The organism is Rhizobium herbae (assembly GCF_017873135.1).
GTDB lineage: Bacteria > Pseudomonadota > Alphaproteobacteria > Rhizobiales > Rhizobiaceae > Pararhizobium > Pararhizobium herbae.
The window spans coordinates 868,203-891,496 of sequence record NZ_JAGGJV010000001.1 but is presented as its reverse complement, the minus strand read 5'-3'; the positions used below and the strand labels follow the sequence as shown (position 1 = coordinate 891,496).

Annotated in this window: 14 protein-coding genes and 2 pseudogenes; 8 read left to right on the top strand and 8 right to left on the bottom strand. The window is 62.1% G+C overall.

Translation table 11 applies throughout. The annotated features are described in order from the left end of the window. Positions 1-22: 22 nt before the first annotated feature. The gene (locus J2Z75_RS04425; protein WP_209848175.1) at positions 23-190 is read right to left on the bottom strand and encodes a hypothetical protein; all 168 of its coding nucleotides are present in this window, start codon (positions 188-190) and stop codon (positions 23-25) included. A gap of 461 nt (positions 191-651) precedes the next feature. Between J2Z75_RS04425 and J2Z75_RS04420 the strand changes: the two genes are divergently transcribed. Both J2Z75_RS04420 and J2Z75_RS04415 read left to right on the top strand, forming a co-directional pair. Beyond that, on the top strand, positions 652-1,755 hold the full coding sequence (locus J2Z75_RS04420; protein ID WP_234937116.1) for a DUF2778 domain-containing protein: 1,104 nt from the start codon (positions 652-654) through the stop codon (positions 1,753-1,755). Between the two features lie 171 nt (positions 1,756-1,926). Continuing rightward, positions 1,927-2,898 (top strand): FecR family protein, encoded by a 972-nt coding sequence (locus J2Z75_RS04415; protein ID WP_209848170.1) that lies wholly within the window; start codon positions 1,927-1,929, stop codon positions 2,896-2,898. Positions 2,899-2,923: 25 nt separating this feature from the next. Here J2Z75_RS04415 and J2Z75_RS04410 read toward each other — a convergent pair whose 3' ends face one another. After that, positions 2,924-5,095 (bottom strand): CHASE2 domain-containing protein, encoded by a 2,172-nt coding sequence (locus J2Z75_RS04410; RefSeq protein ID WP_209848168.1) that lies wholly within the window; start codon positions 5,093-5,095, stop codon positions 2,924-2,926. Between the two features lie 126 nt (positions 5,096-5,221). On the opposite strand from J2Z75_RS04410, the pseudogene J2Z75_RS29145 reads away from it, so the two are divergent. Beyond that, positions 5,222-5,370: pseudogene (locus J2Z75_RS29145) on the top strand (type 1 glutamine amidotransferase domain-containing protein); the annotation flags it as partial. A gap of 458 nt (positions 5,371-5,828) precedes the next feature. Here the strand turns inward: J2Z75_RS29145 and J2Z75_RS04405 are convergent. Further along, entirely contained in the window at positions 5,829-7,949 is a 2,121-nt protein-coding gene (locus J2Z75_RS04405; protein ID WP_234937115.1) for a calcium-binding protein, read from the bottom strand. A gap of 740 nt (positions 7,950-8,689) precedes the next feature. On the opposite strand from J2Z75_RS04405, the pseudogene J2Z75_RS04400 reads away from it, so the two are divergent. Continuing rightward, positions 8,690-8,934: pseudogene (locus J2Z75_RS04400) on the top strand (transposase); the annotation flags it as partial. Between the two features lie 47 nt (positions 8,935-8,981). On the opposite strand, the gene J2Z75_RS04395 reads toward J2Z75_RS04400, so the two are convergent. Next, positions 8,982-11,492, bottom strand: coding sequence for an ATP-dependent helicase (locus J2Z75_RS04395; protein ID WP_209848165.1), 2,511 nt, complete (start codon positions 11,490-11,492; stop codon positions 8,982-8,984). 103 nt (positions 11,493-11,595) lie between these two features. Further along, on the bottom strand, positions 11,596-12,006 hold the full coding sequence (locus J2Z75_RS04390; protein WP_209848163.1) for a carboxymuconolactone decarboxylase family protein: 411 nt from the start codon (positions 12,004-12,006) through the stop codon (positions 11,596-11,598). 210 nt (positions 12,007-12,216) lie between these two features. On the opposite strand from J2Z75_RS04390, the gene J2Z75_RS04385 reads away from it, so the two are divergent. The 4 genes from J2Z75_RS04385 (at position 12,217) to J2Z75_RS04370 (ending at position 22,090) form a co-directional block, all read left to right on the top strand. Next, positions 12,217-13,458, top strand: a complete 1,242-nt coding sequence (locus J2Z75_RS04385) for an efflux RND transporter periplasmic adaptor subunit (protein ID WP_209848160.1) — start codon at positions 12,217-12,219, stop codon at positions 13,456-13,458. Further along, a complete protein-coding gene (locus J2Z75_RS04380; RefSeq protein ID WP_209848157.1) occupies positions 13,455-16,595 on the top strand; it encodes an efflux RND transporter permease subunit in 3,141 nt (1,046 codons plus the stop codon). The genes J2Z75_RS04385 and J2Z75_RS04380 overlap by 4 nt, the downstream gene beginning before the upstream one ends. A 191-nt stretch (positions 16,596-16,786) precedes the next feature. Next, positions 16,787-18,196, top strand: a complete 1,410-nt coding sequence (locus J2Z75_RS04375) for an FAD-binding oxidoreductase (RefSeq protein ID WP_209848155.1) — start codon at positions 16,787-16,789, stop codon at positions 18,194-18,196. A gap of 84 nt (positions 18,197-18,280) precedes the next feature. Then, positions 18,281-22,090, top strand: a complete 3,810-nt coding sequence (locus J2Z75_RS04370) for an AsmA family protein (protein WP_209848151.1) — start codon at positions 18,281-18,283, stop codon at positions 22,088-22,090. A gap of 64 nt (positions 22,091-22,154) precedes the next feature. Here the strand turns inward: J2Z75_RS04370 and J2Z75_RS04365 are convergent, their stop codons facing one another. The 3 genes from J2Z75_RS04365 to J2Z75_RS04355 all read right to left on the bottom strand — a co-directional run bounded on the left by J2Z75_RS04365 (position 22,155) and on the right by J2Z75_RS04355 (position 23,225). Beyond that, positions 22,155-22,370, bottom strand: coding sequence for a ribbon-helix-helix domain-containing protein (locus tag J2Z75_RS04365; protein WP_209848148.1), 216 nt, complete (start codon positions 22,368-22,370; stop codon positions 22,155-22,157). A gap of 105 nt (positions 22,371-22,475) precedes the next feature. Then, positions 22,476-22,682, bottom strand: a complete 207-nt coding sequence (locus J2Z75_RS04360) for a DUF4169 family protein (RefSeq protein ID WP_209848146.1) — start codon at positions 22,680-22,682, stop codon at positions 22,476-22,478. A 24-nt stretch (positions 22,683-22,706) separates the two neighbouring features. Next, positions 22,707-23,225 (bottom strand): SspB family protein, encoded by a 519-nt coding sequence (locus tag J2Z75_RS04355; RefSeq protein ID WP_209848143.1) that lies wholly within the window; start codon positions 23,223-23,225, stop codon positions 22,707-22,709. Positions 23,226-23,294: the final 69 nt, after the last annotated feature.

Sequence of the window (23,294 nt, the reverse complement as noted above, 5' to 3'; positions counted from 1 at the left end):
TTGTGCGAATGGCGCGCCGAAATCACGTCCAAGTGGTATTGCACGCCGCCGATTTCCGCGGTGATTCGCTGGCGGCTTCGATGAACTTCAGACCCCAGCCGTCCCCGCCCAGCGGGGTCTCACGGCAGATATCCGGTCCGGCGGCAAAGCCGTCGGACGACAGGGTGATGTCGAGAAAAATGCCGCTCATGTGAGCGTCTCCTTATTCTCGCCAAAAATAAAGGCTCTGAGACCGGACGCAAATGCGGAATTTTGAGCTTCGGCTTGAACGCTGGCGGCGATGCGCCGGTGTTCCAGGGGCTCTACAGACCATGATGTCCCGGGCGGGAAGGGATGCCTTTTTCGCCTTTTTTGCCCGCGGCAGGTGCCGCTCCTCCTATGCCCACCATGCTCCGCGATATTCTCGGAGCCCGCGTAAAGGAATTGGTTACCATACTTTGTCATTCTTTGGATCGACCGGCAGGCCCAGGCAAGCGCACGATTTGGCGCATGGCGGGCATTGGACCGGCTTCGGCGGCAATGCGTCTCGTTGCCTTCCGATTGAGTAATGCGTTTCGGGTAACGAGTATCATGGCGTTAGCGGTTGAAAAGTTAAGTCACGTCGCCTCTTCCGGCAGGGCGGGTTCCCGTCCAGGGACGGCGCCGCGGTTCTTGTCCGGTGCGACCATTGTCGGCATCGGAATTGCCGCCTCGGTCTGGATGGTCGCAACCTTCGCGGCGATGCAAACCATGGGGCCTTCGCTGCCGTCCGGCAAACCCGCTCGATTGGAGGCCTCGCTTGGGCTGAACGCGATCGTGCGCGCCGCCCCGCAGCAGCGCGTGGTGCGGCTTTCCAAGTTTTCCCGGCTCACCGTCCTGCCGCGCATGAACCTCGTCGCCAGCGTTGTCCCAGCAAGGAGCATCGCTGCCGTCGCCATGGTCAAGCCGGCGGTGGACTTTGCCGAGAAGACACAGGTGCTGGCGCTGGCGAAGGCTGCGGCGGCCAGAGGTGACGGCGTGATTACCGGCTCGACGCCGGTCGTGGCCAATGCGCTTGTCGAAACCGTCTCGCTCAAGGACCAGGGCCTGACCAAGCCGTTCAGTCTCGTCATGCCGCAGCCCGCGTCTTCGCTGGGCGGCATGTTGCCGGATCTCGGGCCGCTGCCGCTCGCCAAGCCGAAAAGCCTGGCCGATAGCGCGGACAGGACACCTGCCGACAAGACACTGGCCGACAAGACACTGGCGGACCGGGCGAACAGGAAGCCCGCGGTGAAGGAACTGGCCTATGCCAAGCCCGATTTCCCGATGGACGACGACAACGAGGTTCGCCCGACCTTCCGCGGCAAGAAAGGCATCGCCTACTACGATATCTCGGCTGGCGTCGTCTACATGCCGAACGGCGAGAGGCTGGAGGCGCATTCCGGCATCGGCAAGATGCGCGACAATCCCGACTATGTTCACGTCAAGATGAAGGGGCCAACCCCGCCCGGCACCTACAAGGTGACGCTGCGCGAATCGCTGTTCCACGGTGTCGAGGCCGTGCGCCTGACGCCGATCGACGGCGTCGCACCGCACGGCCGCGACGGCCTTTTGGCCCACAGCTACCTGCTGCGCAACCGCGGCGATTCACACGGCTGCGTCGCCTTCGAGGAATATCCGCGCTTCCTGAAAGCCTTCAAGCGCGGCGAGATCAGCCAGATGGTCATCGTCAAGAGCATGAAGGGTTTCTCCGCGCCGAAGCGCACCTTTGCCTCGCTGTTTTCCAAGGGGGCCTAAACCGAGACCTCTCCGCTAGAGCGTTTGAAGATGAAGCGCTCTGGCGGCTCTATTTGCTCATCGCGTGTCAGCCGTTGGCCCGGCCGCCTTTTGTATGATCGGTCTCCTGCCAACGGATCAGGAGACAGCCTATCCCGCAATATGCTAATATGCTTATGTTGGGAGAGGAACATGTTTACTCCAGATCGGGCGATCCTCGCCGCGCTTGGTTTTCTGGTCTGCGCCGCAACGCCGCTGGCTGCAGCCGAGTCGATCGGCAAGGCGGTCCATATCAAGACAGTGGTGACGGGCGCGAGCGGTGATCTGTCGGTCAACGACGCGGTTTACCAGGACGAACGGATCCGGACGTCCAAATCCGGGCTTGGCCAGTTCGTGTTCCGGGATGGCACCAAGCTGGCGGTAGGGTGGGGCTCGTCCGTCGTGATCGACAACTTCGTTTTCGATGGCTCCCGCACGGTGAAGAAGCTGACCGTCAAAGCGGCGAAGGGTACGTTTCGCTGGGTCAGCGGAAATTCGAAACACGCGGCCTATGAAATTTTGACGCCCGCCGGGACGATCGGCGTGCGCGGAACCGCGTTTGATTTCTATGTCGGTGCCGATGGCACGACCGCCGTCGTGCTTTTGAACGGCGCGGCCACATTCTGCGGCGCGGGCGGCTGCAGGCAGTTGACGCGGCGCTGCGACTGCGTGGTCGCCAGGCCCAACGGACGTCTCACCGATACCCGTCGCGTGGACCGCGGTATCTTCAAGACCCTCGGCAACAGCCGGGCGCTACCGTTCCTGTCGGGCAATCAGACGCTTGCCGCGACCGCGGGCGCTGGCGGCTGCGGGCTTGCCAGCGCCGCGGAAATTCCGCGCGATGACATCACACCCCGCGATATCCGCAAGGCTCGCCCAACGCCGAGCAAACCAGGGAAAGAGGACAAGCCTGACGAGGAAAAGCCGCGCCCCGAGCCTGACAAACATCACCACCATCACCATGACGATCATCACGGGCATCACGGGCATCATGACAAGCCCGACGGACACGGCAAGCATGACAGGCCGCACGGCGATCGCGACAAGCATGACAGACCGCATGGTCATCGCGGCGATCATGGCCATAGGGACGGTCAAGACAGGGGGAAGTCAGATAGAGGATAATACTCCTGCTCGGAGATAGCGCAGATCACCTGGACCCCACCTTATCTTTTCTCGCCGCCGTGTTCGGAAAGTGTTCGGCCCTGCGGGTGATGCGGCGATAGAACTCGGCCAGATCGACAGTCAATCCCGAGGCCTTGCGTTTTGCAGTACGCAGGGCCGCGCGCGCAGCCGGCGATCGCGAAGCCAGGGCCTCGATCAGCTGCCCGTGGGCATGCTTCAGGTCGATAAACTCAGTTGACCTGGCGAGGCCCTCGTCGCCTACCACCGCGAAGGTCCGCGTTCGCGTACTCCTTCCCTTCAGCGCCAGCGCCCCGGCCTCGATCAGGGCATATTGCGGCGCCAAATCTGCCGTACTCTCCGACACGAGAATGTCGAAACAGACGTCCTTACAGGCCGTCTCGATGCGTGCGGCAACATTGACCGTGTCGCCGACGGCCGAATAATTGAAATGAGTCTCTGCCCCCATGTTTCCGACGCAGGCAATGCCGGTGTGAATGCCGATGCCGATGCCGACGGTCTGTCCATTGCCAAACCCGAACGCGTCGTCGGCGTTGAGGTGGGCAAGCGTTTCGCGCATGGCCAATGCCGCGTGAACCGCCTTGCCGGCATGGTCTTTGACGTCGACGGGTGCGTTCCAGAAGGCCATGATCGAATCCCCGATGAACTTGTCGAGCGTCCCTTCGTTCTCGATGACGTGGCGGCTGAGGGCGTCCAGAAATGTGTTCAGGAATGCGACGACGGCGGTGGGCGCCAGCCGCTCGCTGATTTCGGTGAAGTTCCGGACATCCACGAACATGACGGTCAGTTCCCGGTCATCGCCACCGAGACGAAGGGCGTCCTGCGTATGCTCGATGCGGTAGAGAAGCGAGGGGGAAAGGTAGTGGCCGAAGGCCGCGCGAACCTCCCTGCGCTCCCGGTCGATCACCAGGAAGCGGAATGCGGTCGCCGAGAAATGCGTGATCGATCCGCTGATGATCGGCGCCAGGGGATCCAGCAGAAGGCCGCCGTAGAGGAAGGCGAGCCAGGAGGCGGCAAGCGCGAGCGCCGTGATCAGGATGCCGCAGGCAAGCGCCATGGCGGGACTGACGAATGTGGTCAGGATGACGAGCGCCGTGCCGACGATCGCAATCGCCAGTATTTCGAGGCCGTCCGCCCAGTCGGGGCGCGATAGAAACCGCCCGGAGAGGATCTGCTCGACGGTCTGGGCCTGGAGCGAGACGCCGGGCACGTTGCGCCCGAGCGACGTCGTGCGGATGTCCTGGAGGCCCGCGGCCGAGGTTCCGATGAAGACGATGCTGCCCTCAATGGTCTTGGCTATTTCGGGGGAGACACCGCCGGCGGCCAATATCTGCCGCGCCGAAATATACCTGTCCGCTCTGTCGGGACTGACATAAAGCCAGAGTTCGCCGGCTGCCGTCACCGGGACGACGAAATCACCGACCTTGATCAAGGTAATGGTGTCCGGCACATCGGGCGCGTTGGCCAGCACATAGGTGGATGCACCCTGTGCGACGCGCAGCGCTTCGAGTGCGAGATTGGGATAGAGCTGCTCGCCGTCGCTCAGCAGCAGCGGGACGGTGCGCACCACCGCCGACGGATCGCCGGGATTCAGGCTGATATGCCCGATGCCGGCCGCTGCGGCTGCAAGCTGCGGCCGCAGCGGCGTGGCGCTGTCGAGGCGGGGAGGCGCATGGAAGGGCGGTTCGCCCGTAAAGGCAAAGCCGGCCTTCATTTCCGGCCGGTAATGTCCCTCGTTGGACAGGGCAAAACCGAGTACGACCGGCTTGTCCGCTATTGACCGGGCGAAAATCTCGTCATTGTCGGGCAGCTGCCCCAGCAGCGACGGATCGATCCCCACGACATCGCGCATGACCGTGCGCGGCGAAAGGCGGTCTGGTTCGGAGAAGAGAATGTCGAAGGCGATGGCCGACGCCCCCATCCCGGAAAGCCGGTCCACCAGCATGGCCATGCGATCCCTCGGCCACGGCCACTGGCCGAATTCCCTGAGCGAGGCTTCGTCTATGTCGATCACACGGACCGGCATGTCCTGGAACGCCCTCGGGACAATGCGTTGATACTCGTCGAACGCGACTTCGCGGGCCTGCCGCATGAGCGGCGGATCGCCGGCCCGCAGGATCGTCAGGATCGCGACGATCACCAGACCGACAATGACGCCAACTTGCTGTGCGCGTGTCATGATTACGCCATCTGCCCCTCGTGTGACGGGAGCCTAGCACAACGAGCGGCGATGCGGAAAACAAGACCCGGCGGCGATTGTTTCCACGATGGCAGGCTCAACGGCCGGGTTGTCTTTTTTTGCCAAGCTGACTGGATCTGCACCGGTTACAAGTTCACCGTTCTCAGCAGCCGGGAAGAGGAAATGGCGAAGGGCCTGCTGAGTGGCGGCGAGATGAAGTTCTATCCGCAGGGCGCCCTTACCAGGCAGGAGACCAATTCAGTCAGGCCGAAGCCCAGGAGTAGCTGAACAGTTTAAAGTAACATTTTCAGGGAGTTGTGATGACGCCTCGGATTGGCGGCGTCCAATTCAGGCCAGCGGGTCAGACGATGATTTCCGTTCCGGGACGCCAACGCAATTTGGCGAGGCTCCGCTGAGCGAGGTGTTGTTCGAAAAACCTTGAGCTTGTCGCAGGGAATAACTCCACACAGTCAAAGATCTACGTGACGTGCACCCTTGACCCCGGCAAGCTCCTTTGGTTCCGGGGCGCTCGCGATCCATACCGAACCGCTTTCCTCAGCGCCAAACTAACTAATTGATATACTGAGAATAAGTGTTGGATGCTACGATTAGATAAGACGCCCACGGATTTCATGCCGGAGGCTTTCCGAGCGCCGGGCTGGGAATTGCATGGAAGCCAAAGGCGGCCGATGGTCGCCTTTGGCTGGAAGCCGCATCGAGCGGCCTTTTCGTGTTACAGGACGAAATACCCCTTCGACAGCGAGATCGCATCATCCAGGTGAATGGCGAAATCAGCCGTCTTGTCGCCGTTGGTGTCACCATAGATGTAGGTGTCGGAGGCCTGCTTGACAGTGCGCAGTTCGCCGGCCTTGCCGGTGAAGGCGGCGGCGCCCAGGTACGTGAATGCCTGATCGCCTGAAGCTGACGCATTCGCGTCGATGGCCGACAGGTCGATCCGGTCACCGCCGGTACCCGAGAAGTCGAAGATCGTGTCGCGGCCGCTGGTCGACACGGTCGTGTCGGTCAGCGCTTTGAAGGCGAAGGTGTCTGCGCCCCTGGCACCCGTCAGATCATCGGCGCCGAGGCCGCCATAGAGCGTGTCATTGCCGCTGCCACCGTTCAGGACATCATCGCCTGAGCCGCCGGCAAGCAGGTTAGCACCACCATCGCCGGTAAGCTTGTCGGCGTAGCTTGAGCCCGTCAGCTGCTCGATCGACACATAGACGTCGCCCTTGGCGTCGCCTGTGTTGATGGAACTGTTGGCAAGACTTGCAGTCACGCCGGCCGTGGCACCGATATAGGACGCAGTGTCCGTCCCGGATCCACCGTCAAGCTTGTCGGCGCCGGTACCGCCGTTCAGGACATTACCGCCGGCATTGCCTGTCAGGGTGTCGGCGTAACTGGAGCCGAGCAGACTTTCGATGTCCGTCAACTTGTCGCCAGTTGCGTCGCCACCAGATGCCGTACCTGCCAGGAGGCTAACCTTCACGGCTGCCGATGAACCAGCATAGCTCGCGACGTCGGTATCTGCGCCGCCATCCAGAACATCCGCGCCAGCGCCGCCCTTAAGGAGGTCGTTACCCGCGAGCCCCTTGTAAGTCTCGTTACCGCTGCTCGTATTTCCGGCAACAGGCAAACTGTCGTCACCTGTGGTGCCGGTATAGACAACTGTATCCGGTATATCCGGCGTGTCCGGTGTGTCAGGCAGGGTATCGAGATCAGTATTGCCGTAAACGATCGGTTTGTTGTCGTAGAAGGCGAAATCACCGTAAGCGCCATCGCCGATCTGGTTGTTGATGATCTTGATCGTCGAATCGTCCACCGGGCCGCCGCCGAAACGGCCGTCGAGATAGACGGTGTAGCCACCGCCGGCCAGACGGTTGTTTTCGACCGTGATGTTCGACAGGCCACCAAAGTAGTTGTCGAGCATCACCGCCGAGGTCTGGCTCTGATCGACGATAACGGTGTTGTGGAAGATGTGGATGTCGTGACCGGCATTGACCTCGATGCCGTCATAGTGAGCTTCGCTGCTGCCGCGGAAATCATGAATGTAGTTGTCGCCGATTTCCGACGGACCGCTGACATTGATACCGTTTTCGATGTCGTGGATATCGTTGCGCAGGAAGGTCCCATGGCCGTAGATGCCGTTACCACCCGCGCCGCCGTCAATTTCACTGTCCTGCAGCGTGAAACCGGTCGCGCCGTCCATGACCTTGATGGCTGTCCATGCTCCATTGGACGACACCTTGACGTTGCTCATCGTGACGTTCTTGGCATCGATGATGACATCGCCCGTGATGTCCATGTTGCTGATGACGGCGTTGTCCTGCGTGATATGCAGCGTGCCGTTATACTTGGTCAGGGCTACCCCGGCCTTGAGGCCTGTGTTGGTTGCATCGGGAAAGCCTGCCGCTTCGGCACTCACCGCGCTGGTGGCCACGGCATCGGCCGCTACGGCTGTGCTCAGCGTGCTGGTGGCATTGGCGGATTTCGCAGCCGCCTGAAAACCTTCGGTACCTTCCGCGCTCAGAGCCGTTTTGGCAAGAGTCGTTCCGGATGCGCTCTGCTCGTTGCCAGCCTGGGAGATGCTGACCCGAGCAGCGTCGATAGTTGCGCTGTCGTCAGTCGATATCGATGAATTGGAGACGAACTTGAAGGGCCTGTCGTCAGAAATCCCTTCCTCGTGGCGAACGTCGCGCGCACCAAAACCTTCCATGACATGAAAATCGTGATCGGCGGTGTCGAAGGAACTATTCAGCGTACCTTTGGTTGGAACCGTTGCCTCATGAGACTCGTTTGCTTTGTCCTGGTCGATGATGCCAAGAGGATTGACCTCCAGGTAATCGTTCGCCAAAAAACCACTTTCGGTTGCATTCAGTAATGTTCGTGCCACTGTACTATTGCCTTTCTCCTCAGCCTTGAACCCCGTTTCAAGAATGTCCTACTACCAAATCTGGCTACCTCTTTTAGATGAGCCGGATCTGCAATAGGGAGGAGTAATACGGCTTTAGGATATGTGCAACGCAGCTAAATCGCTGAAGTATATTGTGGCACTCTGCCTCTTTCATGCCTTACTGTTGCCGCAAAAAATGCGGGTCAAGCCGCTCGTACTGAAATATTTGCCGAATTTTAAGCGGCTCATTTCAACCTAAATTTTCGCCGTATTTTTAAACATTGACAGAAACTCACAACCTTTTGTGTGACTACTGGCTTGAAAAACCTCATAAAAAATTTGAATGCTTGTCCGGTTCGTCTGAGAACTGGAAAAGGAGAAACACGTGCGTCTTTTTTTTTAAAAAATAATCTTGCGCAACCAGGGTAACTAAAGGGCGTGCATCTCGGCTACTTCGGCGCGATTTCGAGTGCGATGCGAAATAGAAGGGCTCACAGAATCGGGCAATAAGGCGCTAGTCCGGCAGAGCCGGATTCAACCATGGGTTGGGTCTCCGTTGTGCAAGGTTTTCTTCGAACGGTTGGTACGCGTAGTCGGGTACGGTCATGTATCAGGCCTTTGCTTGCGGCTCGATTTTGACCGCTGACCGGTATTGGTCTGCCCGCTGAAAAGTGGTCTTTTTTGAAGTATGGCCTAATGGGCAGGGTAAATCGATGGCGGAGGCCATCCGCTCGATAGGCGTGACGGAAGTCACAGATTACCGCTGGCGGGCAGAATACGGTGGCCTGAAAGGCGATCAGTTGAAGCGCCTGAAGGAATTTAAGACCGAGAATGCCCGGATTTGGCGGGCTGTTTCCGATCCGACCCTGGACAAGATGATCCTTGCGGAGGCTGCGAGGGGAAACTTTTAAGCCTCGCCCGCCGCCGTGGGTGTGCAGGTCATGTCACCAAAAAGGACCACTTTTCAGGGGGCAGACCACTAATACAATCTTTTTAAACCCGCTCCACAAACCCGTCCAGCACCCGCTTCTGTCCGGCCCGGTCAAAATCGATCGTCAGCTTGTTGCCCTCTATGCCCGCAATATTCCCATTGCCGAACTTGATGTGGAACACCCGGTCGCCGACGGTGAACTTGGAGGGTTCGTCGATCTTGGACTTGGCGATCAGTTCGCCGTCGATGGTGCGGGCCTTGGGGCCGCTCTCGCCGTAGCCGATTCGGTCGATGGAGACGCCGGAGCGGTTGCCCCAGTTGTCGCGGGTGGCGTCGGTCTTGTTGGCCTGGGCGCGTTTCCAGCCGGGGGTGGAATAGGTATTGGCAAACGGTTCCTGCTTGTCGAAGCGCGACTGGCCGTAGCCGCCGCGATTGTAGCCGCCATAGGACTGGTCGGCTTCCGACACCTCGACATGGGTGACCGGCAGTTCGTCGAGGAAGCGCGAGGGCAGGGTGGATTGCCACAGGCCGTGGATGCGGCGGTTGGAAACGAACCAGATGTGGCAGCGGCGTTTTGCCCGCGTCAGGCCGACATAGGCAAGGCGCCGTTCTTCCTCCAGGCCTGAGCGACCGCCCTCGTCGAGCGCGCGCTGGTGGGGAAACAGGCCTTCCTCCCAGCCGGGCAGGAAGACGGTCTCGAATTCCAGGCCCTTGGCCGAATGCAGCGTCATGATCGAGACGGCGTCGAGCTCGGCGTTCTGCTCGACATCCATCACCAGCGCGATGTGTTCGAGGAAGCCGCGCATGCTCTCGAACTGCTCCATCGAGCGGATCAGTTCCTTCAGGTTTTCCAGCCGGCCCGGCGCTTCGGCCGACTTGTCGTTTTTCCACATGTCCGTATAGCCGGACTCTTCGAGGATGGTTTCGGCCAGCTCGGTGTGTGGCGTGGTCTCCAGCAGGCCCTGCCAGCGTTGGAACATGGTGACGACGTCGAACAGCGACTTGCGCGGTTTCGGCTTCATCTCGTCGGTTTCGACGATATCGGCGGTGGCTGCCAGCATCGGGATGTCACGCTTGCGGGCATAGTCGTGCAGGGCGCGCACGGTGGTGTCGCCGAGGCCGCGCTTGGGGGTGTTGACGATGCGCTCGAAGGCGAGATCGTCGGCCGGCTGGCAGACGAGGCGGAAATAGGCGAGCGCGTCGCGGATTTCCAGCCGCTCGTAGAAGCGCGGACCGCCGATGACGCGGTAGTTGAGGCCGAGCGTGACGAAGCGGTCTTCGAACTCGCGCATCTGGAAGGAGGCGCGCACCAGGATCGCCATGTTGTTGAGCGGGTGCTGGTTGCGCTGGAGCTGCTCGATCTCCTCGCCGACGGCGCGGGCTTCCTCTTCCGAATCCCAGGCGGCGTGGACCTGCACCTTGTCGTCGTTCGGATCGGTGCGGTCGGTGAACAGCGTCTTGCCAAGGCGGCCTTCGTTGTGGGCGATCAGGTGGGCGGCGGCACCGAGAATGTGCTCGGTGGAGCGGTAGTTGCGCTCCAGCTTGATCACCTTGGCGCCGGGGAAGTCCTTTTCAAACCGCAGGATGTTGTCGACTTCGGCGCCGCGCCAGCCATAGATCGACTGGTCGTCGTCGCCGACGCAGCAGACGTTCTGCGGCACGCCTTTCGGACGCTGGGCGAGCAGCCGCAGCCACATGTACTGGGCGGTGTTGGTGTCCTGATATTCGTCGACGAGGATATAGCGGAACTTGTCGTGGTACTCGCGTAAGACATCCGGGTTGGTGCGGAACATGCGGATCGGATGCAGCAGCAGGTCGCCGAAATCGCAGGCGTTGAGCGTCATCAGCCGGGCCTGATAGGCGGCATAGAGTTCGCGGCCCTTGCCGTTGGCGAAGGAGCGGGCGTCGCCTTCCGGGATCTCGGCGGGGCCGAGCCCCTTGTTCTTCCAGCCGTCGATCATCTGGGCGAACTGCTTTGCCGGCCAGCGCTTGTCGTCGATGCCGTCGGCCTGGATCAGCTGCTTGATCAGGCGCACGACATCGTCGGTGTCGAGAATGGTGAACGAGGACTTGAGGCCGACCAGTTCTGCGTGGCGGCGCAGAAGCTTGACGCCGATCGAGTGGAAGGTGCCCATCCAGGGCATGCCCTCGACGGCGCCGCCGACGAGAACGCCGACGCGCTCCTTCATTTCGCGGGCAGCCTTGTTGGTGAAGGTGACGGCGAGGATCTGCGAGGGGAAGGCACGGCCGGAGGCGAGGATATGGGCGATGCGGGTGGTCAGCACGCGGGTCTTGCCGGTTCCGGCGCCGGCCAGCACCAGAACCGGGCCGTCGAGGGTTTCCACCGCTTCGCGCTGTTCCGGGTTCAGGCCGGAGAGATAATCGGGCACCCGATGCTGGTCGCGCGCGGCCATGGCGCGGGCGGCAATACCGGCGCTCTTTGGCGAAGGTGGCGCCGCCTCGAAGGCGCCGCCGGCGGGTGCCAACGGTGCCGGCTGCGGGCCGCCGCCACGCTGCGGGCGCGGCGCCGGCTCCTCGTCGAAGAAGGGAATATCGTCAAAACCATTGCTCATGCGGCTCAATGTAGTGATTCGGAGCCGAAAGGCCAGAATTCCGTTCTGCTTTTATTCTGTGAAGTCCTGCTTCTTTGCGGTTACAATCGCTTTTCCGCCGCGATCAGGGACGATGATCTGTATCGAAGGCCGGATCGACGGGAACCTGCAGCGCGGTCGCCAGCTGGTTGGTCTTGGCGGCGAGCGATATGACGCGCAGCAGGTCGGCATGCTGTTCGTCCGTCATGCCCTTGGCTTTTGCCGCTGCCGTATGCGAATGGGCGCAGTAGCCGCAGCCGTTGGTGACCGAGACGGCGATATAGAGCATTTCCTTGACGAGCGGATCGAGCGCGGACGGCGTTGCCATCACGGTCTTCACCTCGGCCCAGGTCTTTTCGAGCAGGTCGGCGTCGAAGGCGAGGTAGTGCCACATATTGTTGATGAAGTCGGACTTGCGGGTGGCGCGGATGTCGTCGAACACGGCTTTGACGCGGGGATCGGCTTCCGGGCTCTGATGTCTTGCGATGGTGCTCATGGGGTCCTCCGATCGTGGCCAAGCTATTGGCGCCAAGCGGTTTTGTCGAGCGCCGCTCCAGCCCAGGGAATTGAAAAGGGCTTTTATTACAATTGCGTAATGATGGCATTCCGGGATTGCCCGCAATGCGGCAAAAAGGGATAGTTGCGGCTAGTGACGGGTTTCGCGCGCCACAGTGGCCGGAACCCCTGGTTTCAATTGGAGTTCCGCATGCGGCTTTGGAAGCAGCTTTTGATCTGCCTGGTCATTCTCGTCGTCGGCCTTGGCGTCTGGGTTCGCTTCGTGCCGGGCGCCGCCGCGATGCTTTCCAAGGCTGGCGTGCCGCAGCAGCTGATCGCCTATGCCGCGAAACCGGCGGATGCCGCCAAGGATGGGCAAGGTCAGGGCGCACAAGACCAAGCTGGGCAAGGGCAGAGTGGACGAGGGCAGGGTCGGGGCCAGGGTGGCGGTGCGCCGCTGGTGGTCACGCAGCCGGTCGACAGTGCCGTCGTCAACGACAGGTTGAATGCCATCGGCAACGGCGAGGCCATCCTGTCGGTCAGCGTCACGCCACTTGCGACCGGCAATTTGACCGAAGTGCTGGTGAAGTCCGGCGACCGCATCGGCAAGGGGCAGGTGATTGCCCGCCTCGACAGCGACGAGCAGAAGATCGCCGCCGCGCAGGCGAAAGTCGCGCTGGACAGCGCCCGCGAAAAGGTCGAGCGCAACCGCAAGCTCGGCAACGCCGTATCGGTCGCGATCCTGCGTGAGGCCGAATTTTCCATGCAGGCAGCCGAACTGGCGTTGCAGACGGCGGAGCTGGACCTGAGACGCCGCGACATCGCCGCCCCGTCCGGTGGCATCGTCGGCATCATCACCGCGCATCCGGGCGATTACGTCACCACCTCGACGCCGATCGCCGTGGTCGACGACCGTTCGCAGATCCTTGTCGATTTCTGGGTGCCGGAACGCTTTTCCACCAAGATCGCGGTCGGCCAGGATATTTCTGCGACGGCGATCGCATTGCCGACCTCGGAGCTGTCCGGCGTCATCGACGCCATCGACAACCGCGTCGATCAGGCCAGCCGGACGCTCAGGGTCCGCGCGCGGATCGACAATCCGGACGACACGCTGAGGGCCGGCATGTCGTTTTCCGTTTCCGTGCGGTTTCCCGGTGATCACTATCCGACGGTCAATCCGCTGGCGATCCAATGGAGCGCCGATGGCTCCTATGTCTGGCGTATCGAGGCGGAAAAATCGCAGAAGGTTCCGGTCAAGATCATCCAGCGCAATTCCGACAAGGTGCTGGTCGACGCGGAATTGGCCAAGGGCGATGCCGTGGTGATGGAAGGCGTGCAGCGCCTGCGGGACGGCGGGGCCGTTCGCATTGCCGGCGAGCAGCGGCAGCAAAAACAGAAGCCGCAGCAGGGTGACCAGGAACAGAAGGTCTCCGAGGCGGAGGCCGCCAAATGAGCGGCGGGTCGGAACATCAAGGCGCCGGCCGGACGGCCGGCTTTACCGCCCTTTTCATCCGCCGGCCGATCTTCGCGCTGGTGGTCAACACGCTGATCATCGTCGCAGGGCTCGCGGCGTTGAACGGCATTGAAGTTCGCGAGCTGCCGCAGGTCGACCAGCCCGTCGTCTCCGTCAACACGACCTTCGACGGCGCTTCGCCGGAAACGGTGGACCGGGAGCTGACCTCGGTGATCGAGGGGGCGGTGTCGCGCGTGCAGGGCATCAAGGGTATCTCTTCGACCTCGCAATACGCCCAGAGCCGGGTGACGCTGCAATTCTCTGACACGACCGATATCGGCCAGGCGTCCAACGACATTCGCGATGCGCTCGGGCGGATATCGAACGACCTGCCTGATGATGCCGACGAGCCGCGCATCGTCAAAGCCGATGCCGACAGCCAGCCGATCCTGCGGCTGGCGCTGACATCCGACACGCTGTCGATGGAAGACCTGACGCTTCTGGCGGAAAACGAGATCACCGACCGGCTGGCGGCCGTCGAGGGCGTCGCCGACGTGCAGATCAACGGCGACCAGGAGAAGATCTTCCGCATCGACATCAACCAGTCGAAGCTTGCCGGACGCGGGCTTACGGTCGCCAATCTGCGCACCGGCCTTGCGAGCGCATCGCTCGATGTGCCGGCGGGATCGCTGACCAGCGTCAACCAGGACATTTCGGTGCGCGCCACCGCCGACCTGCAGACGCCGGAACAGTTCGAAAACCTCATCCTCGGCGATAATGTCCGCCTCGGCGACATCGCGACGGTGACGCTCGGTCCGGACATCGGCACCTCGTCGCTGCGCTCGGACGGCCGTCAAGGTATCGGCCTCGGCATCATCCGGCAGGCGCAGTCCAATACGCTCGATATTTCCGAGGGCGTGAAGAAGGCCGTGGCGACCATCGCCGAAATCCTGCCGAAGGGAACCCAGCTCAAGGTCACCAGCGATGACGCTGTCTTCATCGACGGCGCGATCCACGAGGTGGAGATCGCGCTGGTCGCCTCGGTGATCATCGTCACGCTGGTCATCTATCTCTTCCTGCTCGACTGGCGGGCAACGCTCATTCCGACGCTGACGATGCCGATCGCGCTGATCGGCACCTGTGCGGCGATCTATCTCGCCGGTTTCTCGATCAACATCCTGACGCTGCTGGCGATCGTGCTGGCAACAGGCCTGGTGGTGGATGACGCGATCGTGGTGCTGGAAAACATCGTGCGACGGCGCGGCGAGGGGATGGGTCCCAGGGCGGCGGCCGTGCTTGGCACGCTCGAGGTGTTCTTCGCCGTCATCGCCACCACCGCGACGCTTGCCGCCGTCTTCGTGCCGCTGTCGTTTCTGCCGGGGCAGACGGGCGGTCTTTTCCGCGAATTCGGCTTCGTGCTGGCCTTTGCCATTCTTTTGTCCGCCTTCGTGTCGCTGACGCTTTGCCCGATGCTCGCATCGCGCATGCTCAAGCCGCATGGCGAGGAACATGGCCATACGGGGTTCATGGGCAGGATCGGCGCCTTCGCCGCCGCGTTCTACCGGCGGTCGTTGCGGGCCTGCCTCAATTCACCGCTGATCGTTTTCATGGTCGCCATCATGGTGACGGCTGCCGGTGGCGGGGCGTTCACGCTGCTGAAATCGGAGCTGACGCCGACCGAGGACCGGGCGCGCATCATGCTGCGGGTGCAGGCGCCGCAGGGCGTTTCGCTGGAATATACGCAGGAACAGATGCGCCGCGTCGAAGATGGGCTGAAGCCGCTGGTCGACAATGGCGAGATCGCCAATGTCTTTTCCGTTTCCGGCCAGGGCGGCTCCGTCAACACCGGTTTCATGGTTCTGACGCTGGCGCCGTGGAGCGACCGCGACCGCACGCAGCAGCAGATTTCGGCTGATATCACCAGGATAACGGCGAATATTCCGTCGATCAGGGCTTTCCCCATCCAGCCGAACAGCCTCGGCATTCGTGGTGCCGGCAACGGCCTGCAGGTGGCGCTGGTCGGCAACGACTATGCGAAACTCGGCGATGCCGCGTCAAAACTGGTGCGCCAGATGGAAGACAGCGGCCGATTCGAAAACGTCCGCCTGAACTACGAAGCCAACCAGGCACAGCTTTCCGTGACGATCGATCGCGAGCGGGCTTCCGATCTCGGCATCGATATCGTCGGGCTGTCCTCGGCGCTTCAGGCCATGCTCGACGGCAACAGCGTGCTGGATGTCTATGTCGAGGGCGAGTCCTATCCGGTCAAGCTCTTGTCGACGACCAATCCGGTCAACGATCCGACCGACCTGCAGAACATCTTCCTGAAAACCGGCGACGGCAAGATCGTGCCGATGTCGACCATCGCTTCCGTCGAGGAAAAGGCGGTCGCACCGCAGTTGTCGCGCGAGCAGCAGTTGCGCTCCGTCTCGCTTTCGGCGGGTTTGACCTCCGGCATTGCGCTTGGCGATGCCCTGACGATGGTGGAGCAGATGGCCGAACCGCTGTTGCCGCCGGGTTCGCGCGTCGTGCCGCTGGCCGAAGCCGCGACGCTGAACGAGAACGCCAATGGCCTCTTCGTCACCTTCGGTTTTGCCATCGTCATCATCTTCCTGGTTCTGGCGGCACAATTCGAAAGTCTCGTCAGCGGGTTGATCATCATGACGACCGTGCCGCTCGGGCTCGCCTGCGCCGTCTTTGCCATGCTGCTCACCGGCAATACGCTGAACATCTACAGCCAGATCGGGCTGGTGCTTCTGGTCGGCATCATGGCGAAGAACGGCATCCTGATCGTCGAGTTCGCCAACCAGCTGCGCGACCGTGGCGAGGATCTGCGTTCGGCGATCGAGAATGCGGCGAACATCCGTCTTCGGCCGGTGATGATGACGATGATTGCCACCATCGTCGGTGCGGTGCCGCTGGTGCTGGCGAGCGGCGCCGGCGCCGAGGCCCGCGTGGCGCTTGGCTGGGTGCTGGTCGGCGGTCTCGGACTTGCGACCGTCGTGACGCTCTATCTGACGCCGGTCGCCTATCTGGTCATCGCCCGGTTCACCAAGCCGCATGTCGACGAGGAGCGGCGGCTGCAAAGTGAAATGCAGCACGCCGAAACCCTGCAACTGGCAGAGGCCGCCGAATAAGCGGGACGCGGCCGGTCGCGCGTGATGGGCTATTTATCCCCTGTGTCTCGACAGTCTCACATTGTCGCAATTCTTTGCTAGAGCCTTTCTGGTAACAGATGAGGTTCTGGACAAACTGATTCCGATTTGCACAGTAGCGCGTTGAAATCTAAGAATTTCCGCTACGTGCGGCGGTTGTTCGGGGGAGGCATATGGCGTTGAAGGCGATCAAGGCGGGTAACCGCAACGAAACCGGCATAGCCGCCGCCCTGCGTTTGATGAGCGACCGGTTCGGCGATCGTTTCCAGACCGGCGAGGCCATCCGCGCCCAGCATGCCCACACCACGACCTATATTCCGGCACAGCTGCCCGATGGCGTCGTCTACCCCGACAGCGCCGCCGAGGTGGAGGCGATCGTGGCGATTGCCAGCGAACACGGCGTGCCGCTGATTGCCTTCGGGACGGGCTCGTCGCTTGAAGGCCATATCAATGCGCCGCATGGCGGCGTCAGCGTCGACATGAGCCGCATGGACAAGGTGCTTGAGGTCAATGCCAGCGATTTCGATTGCACCGTCCAGCCGGGGATCACGCGGGAAGCACTGAACGTGTATCTGCGCGATACCGGCCTGTTCTTCCCGATCGATCCGGGCGCCAACGCCTCGATCGGCGGCATGGCCTCTACCCGGGCGTCCGGCACCAATGCGGTGCGCTACGGTACGATGAAGGACAATGTGCTGGCTGTGACCGCGGTGACGGCGGGGGCCAAGGAAATCCGCACCGCCCACCGCGCCAAGAAGTCGTCCGCCGGCTACGATCTCACGCGCCTGTTCGTCGGGGCGGAGGGCACGCTCGGCATCCTCACCTCGATCACGCTCAGACTGCAGGGTATCCCCGAACTGATCGCCGGCGGCGTCTGCTCGTTTCCATCGGTGGGTGACGCCTGCAACACGGTGATCCTGACAATCCAGTCGGGCATTCCCGTCGCCCGCATCGAACTGCTCGACGCCTTGCAGATGAAGGCGAGCAACGCCTATTCGGGACTGTCCTTTCCGGAAGCGCCGACGCTGTTCGTCGAGTTTCACGGAAATGCTGAGAGCGTCGCGCTGCAATCGAAGCAATTTGCCGAGATTGCCGCGGAATTCGGCAGTTCCGAATTCCAGTGGACGGCCAATACGGAGGAGCGCAATGCGCTGTGGAAGGCGCGGCACAATGCCTACTGGGCGCAGAAGAGCCTGGCGCCCGGCCTCGCCATTCTGTCCACCGATGTCTGCGTGCCGATCTCGCGGCTTGCCGACTGCGTCGAGGCAACCCACGAGGATATTGCCGCGCACGGTCTGATCGCGCCGATCGTCGGCCATGCGGGGGACGGCAATTTTCATGTCGGGCTGCTGTTTGACGACAAGGACGATGCCGACATCGCCAAGGCGGAGGCTTTCGTTGCGCGCCTCAACGGGCGGGCGCTGGCGATGGACGGCACCTGCACCGGCGAACACGGCATCGGTCAGGGCAAGATGCCGTTTCTCGAAGCGGAGCTTGGCGATGCGCTGGATCTGATGCGGCAGGTGAAGCGCGCGCTCGATCCCGGCAATATCTTCAATCCGGGCAAGATTTTTGCGATGTGAAAACGATGAGTGGGTGTTAAGGAGTGGTGGACGACGCCAAGGGCGCTATCTTCCGCAGTCAAATGAGATAGGAACTTTCAACTGGTGCTTTCGCGAATTCTGGTCTTCATCGGTGGTCTTCTGGTCGTGGCGCTGTTTGCCGCGCTGATTGCCCCGCTGTTCGTGGACTGGACCGATTTCCGCAAGGATTTCGAGCGCGAGGCAAGCCGGATCATGGGCAAGCCCGTGGTCGTTCACGGAAGCGTCGATGCCCGCCTGATTCCGTTTCCTTCGGTCACGCTCAACGACGTCCGTGTCGGTCAGTCGGAAACGGGCGAGCCGCTGATCCAGGTCGAGCACTTTTCGATGGATGCCGAGCTTGCGCCGTTCCTGTCCGGCGAGGCGCTGATCTTCGACATGCGGCTGGAATCTCCGAAGGCGAAGATCAGGCTTTTGCCGGACGGAACGCTCGATTGGGCGCGGGGACGCAAGGCTTCCATTCCGGCAAAGACCGTCATTCTTGAAAATGTTGCCATTACGGGCGGCCAGATCGATTTCATCGACGAGCAGACCGGACGGACCCGGCGGGTCACCGGGCTTGCGGCGGATCTTTCCGCCCGTTCCCTGGCAGGCCCCTGGAAGATGGAAGGCCGCGCGGCGCTTGATGGCGAGGCGGGCAGCTTCGCCTTTTCCAGCAGCGAGGCCGACGAGACTGGCACGCTCGGCCTGCGGTCGCGACTGACGCCCGACAAGCGGCCCTTCGGCGTCGAGCTCGATGGCGACCTGAAGATCGTCGACTTCAAGCCACTCTACCAAGGCAAGTTCACGCTGACGGAAAACAAGCCGGCGGAAGCACAGAAGTCACAGGATCAATCGGCGGCCCTGCGGGTGACCGGCGAATTCGAGCTCAACAACGAGCGCATCCGCGTGCCTGACTACAGGCTGGAGATCGGCCCCAAGGACGACCCCTATCTGGTGACCGGCGAGGCGACGCTCGATACCGGCAAGGAGCAGGAATTCCTGCTTCTGGCCGATGGCCAGCAGATCGACGTCAGCCGCATCGGCAATACCGGCGAGGCTGGAAAAACCGGACGCGATCCGGCGATTTCGGTCCGTCAGCGGCTTGCGGCGATCATGGCGATCGCAGCCGACATTCCGATCCCGCAGGTGCCGGGCAGGGCCAGCCTGAAATTGCCGGCGATCGTCATCGGCGATACGACGGTGCGCGACGTCCGGCTCGACCTGCGGCCGGACGGGGCCGGGTGGATGGTCGACAACGCGGTGGCGCAACTTCCCGGGCGCACGCAGTTCGAGGCCAAGGGACGATTGCAGCTGAGCGGGCAACGGGCCTTTCGCGGCGAGATGCTCGTGGCTTCCAACCAGCCGTCGGGGCTTGCGACCTGGCTTGCCGGATCCGTCGATCCGGCCATCCGCAAGCTGAAGACCGCCGGTTTTTCGGCGCGGGTGAACCTGACGGACACGCTGCAGGAGTTCGAACGGCTGGAAGTGGCGGCGGGTCCCGCCGTGCTGCGCGGCCGGATCGAGCGGCAGGCGCTGGACGGCGTGCCGCCGAACCTGTCGCTGCAGCTCAAGGGCAATAAAATAGACCTGGAGGCGTTGCAGGCGCTGGCCGGGCTGGTGGCCGGCGATGCCTCCACCGCGACGGTGCTGTCGCATACGATTGCTGCGGATCTTTCGGCCGAACAATTCTCGGCTTTCGGCGAGGATGCCAGCGACGTGCAAATGGTCGCAACCTTGAAGAACGGCCAGTTGCAGGCCGAGCGCGTGTCGATCGGCAATATCGCCGGCACGCAGCTTGCCCTGTCGGGGCGGATGAGCGGCGAAATGACCGCGCCGGTGATCTCGGCCAAGATGAAGCTGGCATCGCCTGACCTGACGTCTTTCCTGAAGATGATCGAACGTCATGCGGAGGCGCATCCGGCCCTGGAAAGGCTGGTCAAGAGCGGTCCGTACTACAGCGATGCGGCGCTTGACCTGACGCTGTCGGCCGGCAGCCAGGACGGCAAGGCGCCGGTGACGTTCGGCATTATCGGCACGGCGAACGGGACGAAGATCGCCGCCAACTATCAGGCGCCCGATATCACGCAAGCGCTGGCAGGGCAGGGCATCCTTCTGGAAGCAACCATGGAAAACCCGTCGACGCCGATCCTGCTCGGCCAGATGGGGTTCGATCCGCTGCCGTTCGATGCCGACGAGAATGCCATTCTGTCGGTGAAGCTGCAGGGCACCGACAGCCAGAAGGCCAATGCCGGTTTGACCTTTACCACGGCGCGGACCTCGCTTTCGGCAAACGGCGATATCGATCTTTCGCGCGACAAATTCCTGTCCGGACAGTCGAAGATCACGTTGGAAAGCCAGGACTTCGAACCGTTCCTGCTGTTGCAGGGAATTGGGCTGCCGCAGATGGGCACCGGCCTGCCGCTGGCGCTGAAAGCCGATATCGCGACAACGCCCGAGGCTGTGACGTTCTCTGCCATCGAGGGCAAGGCGGACGGCAATGCATTTTCCGGCACGTTTGCAATCGACCGGAAAACTCTGGGCAAGGCGACGGGCCAGCTGGCGCTCGATACGCTTGATTTAACCTGGCTCGGCGAGGGTATCCTGGGCGCCGTTCAGAACGCTGCGAGCGGCGATCTGTCCACGTCGCCCGTGGTCCAGCCGGCCTGGAGCGGGCTTGATGTGGCGCTCGATGTTTCCGCCAAGCAGTTCTGGCCTGGCGTCTATGGCGCCGTCTCTGACATGACCGGCAAGCTGGCCTGGAAGGGCGACCAGGTCGAGATCGACGCGCTTGCCGGCGGCTGGCTGGGCGGCAAGGTCGACGGGCGGTTGCTTTTGGGCAATGGCGACGGCTCCGGCTTTTTCCAGACGCGGCTCGACCTCAAGGACGGCGATCTTGCTGCGGCGGCATGGAAAACACGCGGTGCGGCGGTTGCCGAGGGCAAGTTCGACCTGTCGCTCGCCATGGAAGCATCCGGCAAGACGGCGCGGGCGATGGCGGAATCCGCCAGCGGCTCGGGAAGCGCGACGCTGCGCGACGCCGTCGTGCACGGTTTGAACACTGCGGCGCTGCCTGCGATGATGGCCGCCGCCGACCATATTCAAGGGGAGATTGCTCCGGATGTGGTCAAGCCGCTTGCCGAGAAGGAAGTGCTGTCGGGGCAGGCGGTACTCGGAGCTGTGACCGTGCCGTTCAGCATTGCGGGCGGCACGCTGCGGGCGCAGAACGTGACGGCGGGCGATGCGGCGGCCGATCTGTCCGGAAATCTGGAAATCAGCTTTCCGGACGAGCGGATGAAGGCCGATATCGATATCGATTTCCGGCCGGGCGAAGAGGCGCTGACCGGTGCCGAGGCTCAGGTGAGCCTCGATTATGCGGGGCTTCTGCAATCGCCGGGCCTGACGCTCGATGCCACCGATCTGTCCAATTTCCTGTCGCTCAGGGCGTTTGAGCGCGAGCGCCGCCGCGTCGAGACGCTGCAGGCGAATGTGCTGGAAAAACAGCGGTTGCGCCGCGAAGTGGCGCTGTACAAGGCCAATGCCGTCGAGCGCGAGGCCGCGCGTCTGCGGGCCGTGGAAGAGCAGCGCCGGCGCGAACTGGCTGCCGAGGCGGCTGCTCGGCAGAAGGCCGAAACCGATGCCAAGGCACTGGCCGAGAAGAAGGCGGCGGACGAGGCCGCGGCTGCCAGGGCTGCGGAGGACGCGGCCCGAAAGGCCGAGGAGCAGAGAAGCCAGAGCCTGTTGCCGTTCGATCCGACCGGTGGCGTGGTGCGGGGCGGGGAATTGACCGCGCCGCAGGACGGCACCACTCAGCAACCTGCGCAGCAGCAGCCGGTTCTACCTACCCCGCAGCAAGGGCTCAACTTTGAAGTGCTGCCGGGTGTGAAGGCGCAATAGCCGCTGCGAAGGTCATCGGAATCTTACAAGGCGGGCGTGCGGTGCCGTCGCGCTTTCTCCACGCTCAATGCCCATGGGATTTGATCCAGTCCAGCACATGGACCCGGAGCGCCGACGACAGATTGCTGTCTGCCGGGCGCCCGTCATCGATCTCGGCGATCAGTTGCGCAAGCGCTATCTGCCGGCTCCCGGCGATCGCTTTCAGCTCCTGCCAGAACGGCTCCTCCAGCGAAAAACTGGTGCGGTGGCCATGCAGCGTCGCGGAATGCTTGCGGATCACGATGTCGCCTCAGAAAGTGAATCACCTTTTTCTGAAAGTGATTCCGGAGATTGGGCTTGTCTGTTGATTTTACATTGAATTGAAGGGTTTTGGGCGCCGCGATACTTACGTCTTGTGGTCGGAATCATCCGGCGGCGTCTCGCGCTTGCCCTGATCGAGGGCCTTGCCGGCCTTGTCGTTGAGCGCCCTGGTCAACTGTTTTTCCGCCTTGGTGCGGCCGAAGGAGATGCGGTTCTGATCGGCCGTCTTGTCCTTCTCCGTCCGTGCCTTCTGCTTGCGGAACTGACGGAGATTGACGACGTCGCCGGTCATGGTGAACCTGTCTGGAATCTGGTTTCAGTTCTTCTTGCGGAAGGAATCGAGCGAGATCACCGATCCGCCCTCCTTCTTGCCGTCGTCGCCGGGCTTGGCGGCGGCTTCGGTCTCGGAATCGCCAGACTTTTCTGCCGTCGCGATCGGGTAGGCGGTGATTTCCGCGCCTTCGTCCTCTTCGATGGCCGCGACATCGAACTCAAGCTCGAAATTGACCGAAGGGTCATAGAAGCCGCGGATGGCATTGAAGGGGATGACCAGCTTTTCCGGGGTGTCGGAGAAGGACAGGCCGATTTCGAACAGCGTCTCGGTGACCTTCAGGTCCCAGAACTGATGCTGCACGACGATGGTCATCTGCTCGGCATACTTGGCCTTCAGGTGCTGGGAAATGCGTACACCCGGCGCGCCGGTCAGGAACGTGATGAAGAAATGATGATCTCCGGGAAGGGCACCTGTCGCTGCGACCTCGATCAAAACCTTGCGGATGACGCTGCGAAGGGCGTCCTGCGCGAGTATGTCGTAGCGGATATGGTCTTGGCCCATAAGATCCCCGTCTTTCTTGTAACTCAACTCTGTCACACTTATGCCATCGGCTCTGTACGCAGGAAAGTC

What these genes read in the sequence shown, in the direction of transcription:
- J2Z75_RS04355 (WP_209848143.1), bottom strand. Translation starts at nt 23,225, where the DNA reads ATGGGCCAAGACCATATCCGCTACGACATACTCGCGCAGGACGCCCTT.
- J2Z75_RS04395 (WP_209848165.1), bottom strand. Translation starts at nt 11,492, where the DNA reads ATGAGCAATGGTTTTGACGATATTCCCTTCTTCGACGAGGAGCCGGCG.
- J2Z75_RS04390 (WP_209848163.1), bottom strand. Translation starts at nt 12,006, where the DNA reads ATGAGCACCATCGCAAGACATCAGAGCCCGGAAGCCGATCCCCGCGTC.
- J2Z75_RS04380 (WP_209848157.1), top strand. Translation starts at nt 13,455, where the DNA reads ATGAGCGGCGGGTCGGAACATCAAGGCGCCGGCCGGACGGCCGGCTTT.
- J2Z75_RS04385 (WP_209848160.1), top strand. Translation starts at nt 12,217, where the DNA reads ATGCGGCTTTGGAAGCAGCTTTTGATCTGCCTGGTCATTCTCGTCGTC.
- J2Z75_RS04360 (WP_209848146.1), bottom strand. Translation starts at nt 22,682, where the DNA reads ATGACCGGCGACGTCGTCAATCTCCGTCAGTTCCGCAAGCAGAAGGCA.
- J2Z75_RS04425 (WP_209848175.1), bottom strand. Translation starts at nt 190, where the DNA reads ATGAGCGGCATTTTTCTCGACATCACCCTGTCGTCCGACGGCTTTGCC.
- J2Z75_RS04375 (WP_209848155.1), top strand. Translation starts at nt 16,787, where the DNA reads ATGGCGTTGAAGGCGATCAAGGCGGGTAACCGCAACGAAACCGGCATA.
- J2Z75_RS04415 (WP_209848170.1), top strand. Translation starts at nt 1,927, where the DNA reads ATGTTTACTCCAGATCGGGCGATCCTCGCCGCGCTTGGTTTTCTGGTC.
- J2Z75_RS04410 (WP_209848168.1), bottom strand. Translation starts at nt 5,095, where the DNA reads ATGACACGCGCACAGCAAGTTGGCGTCATTGTCGGTCTGGTGATCGTC.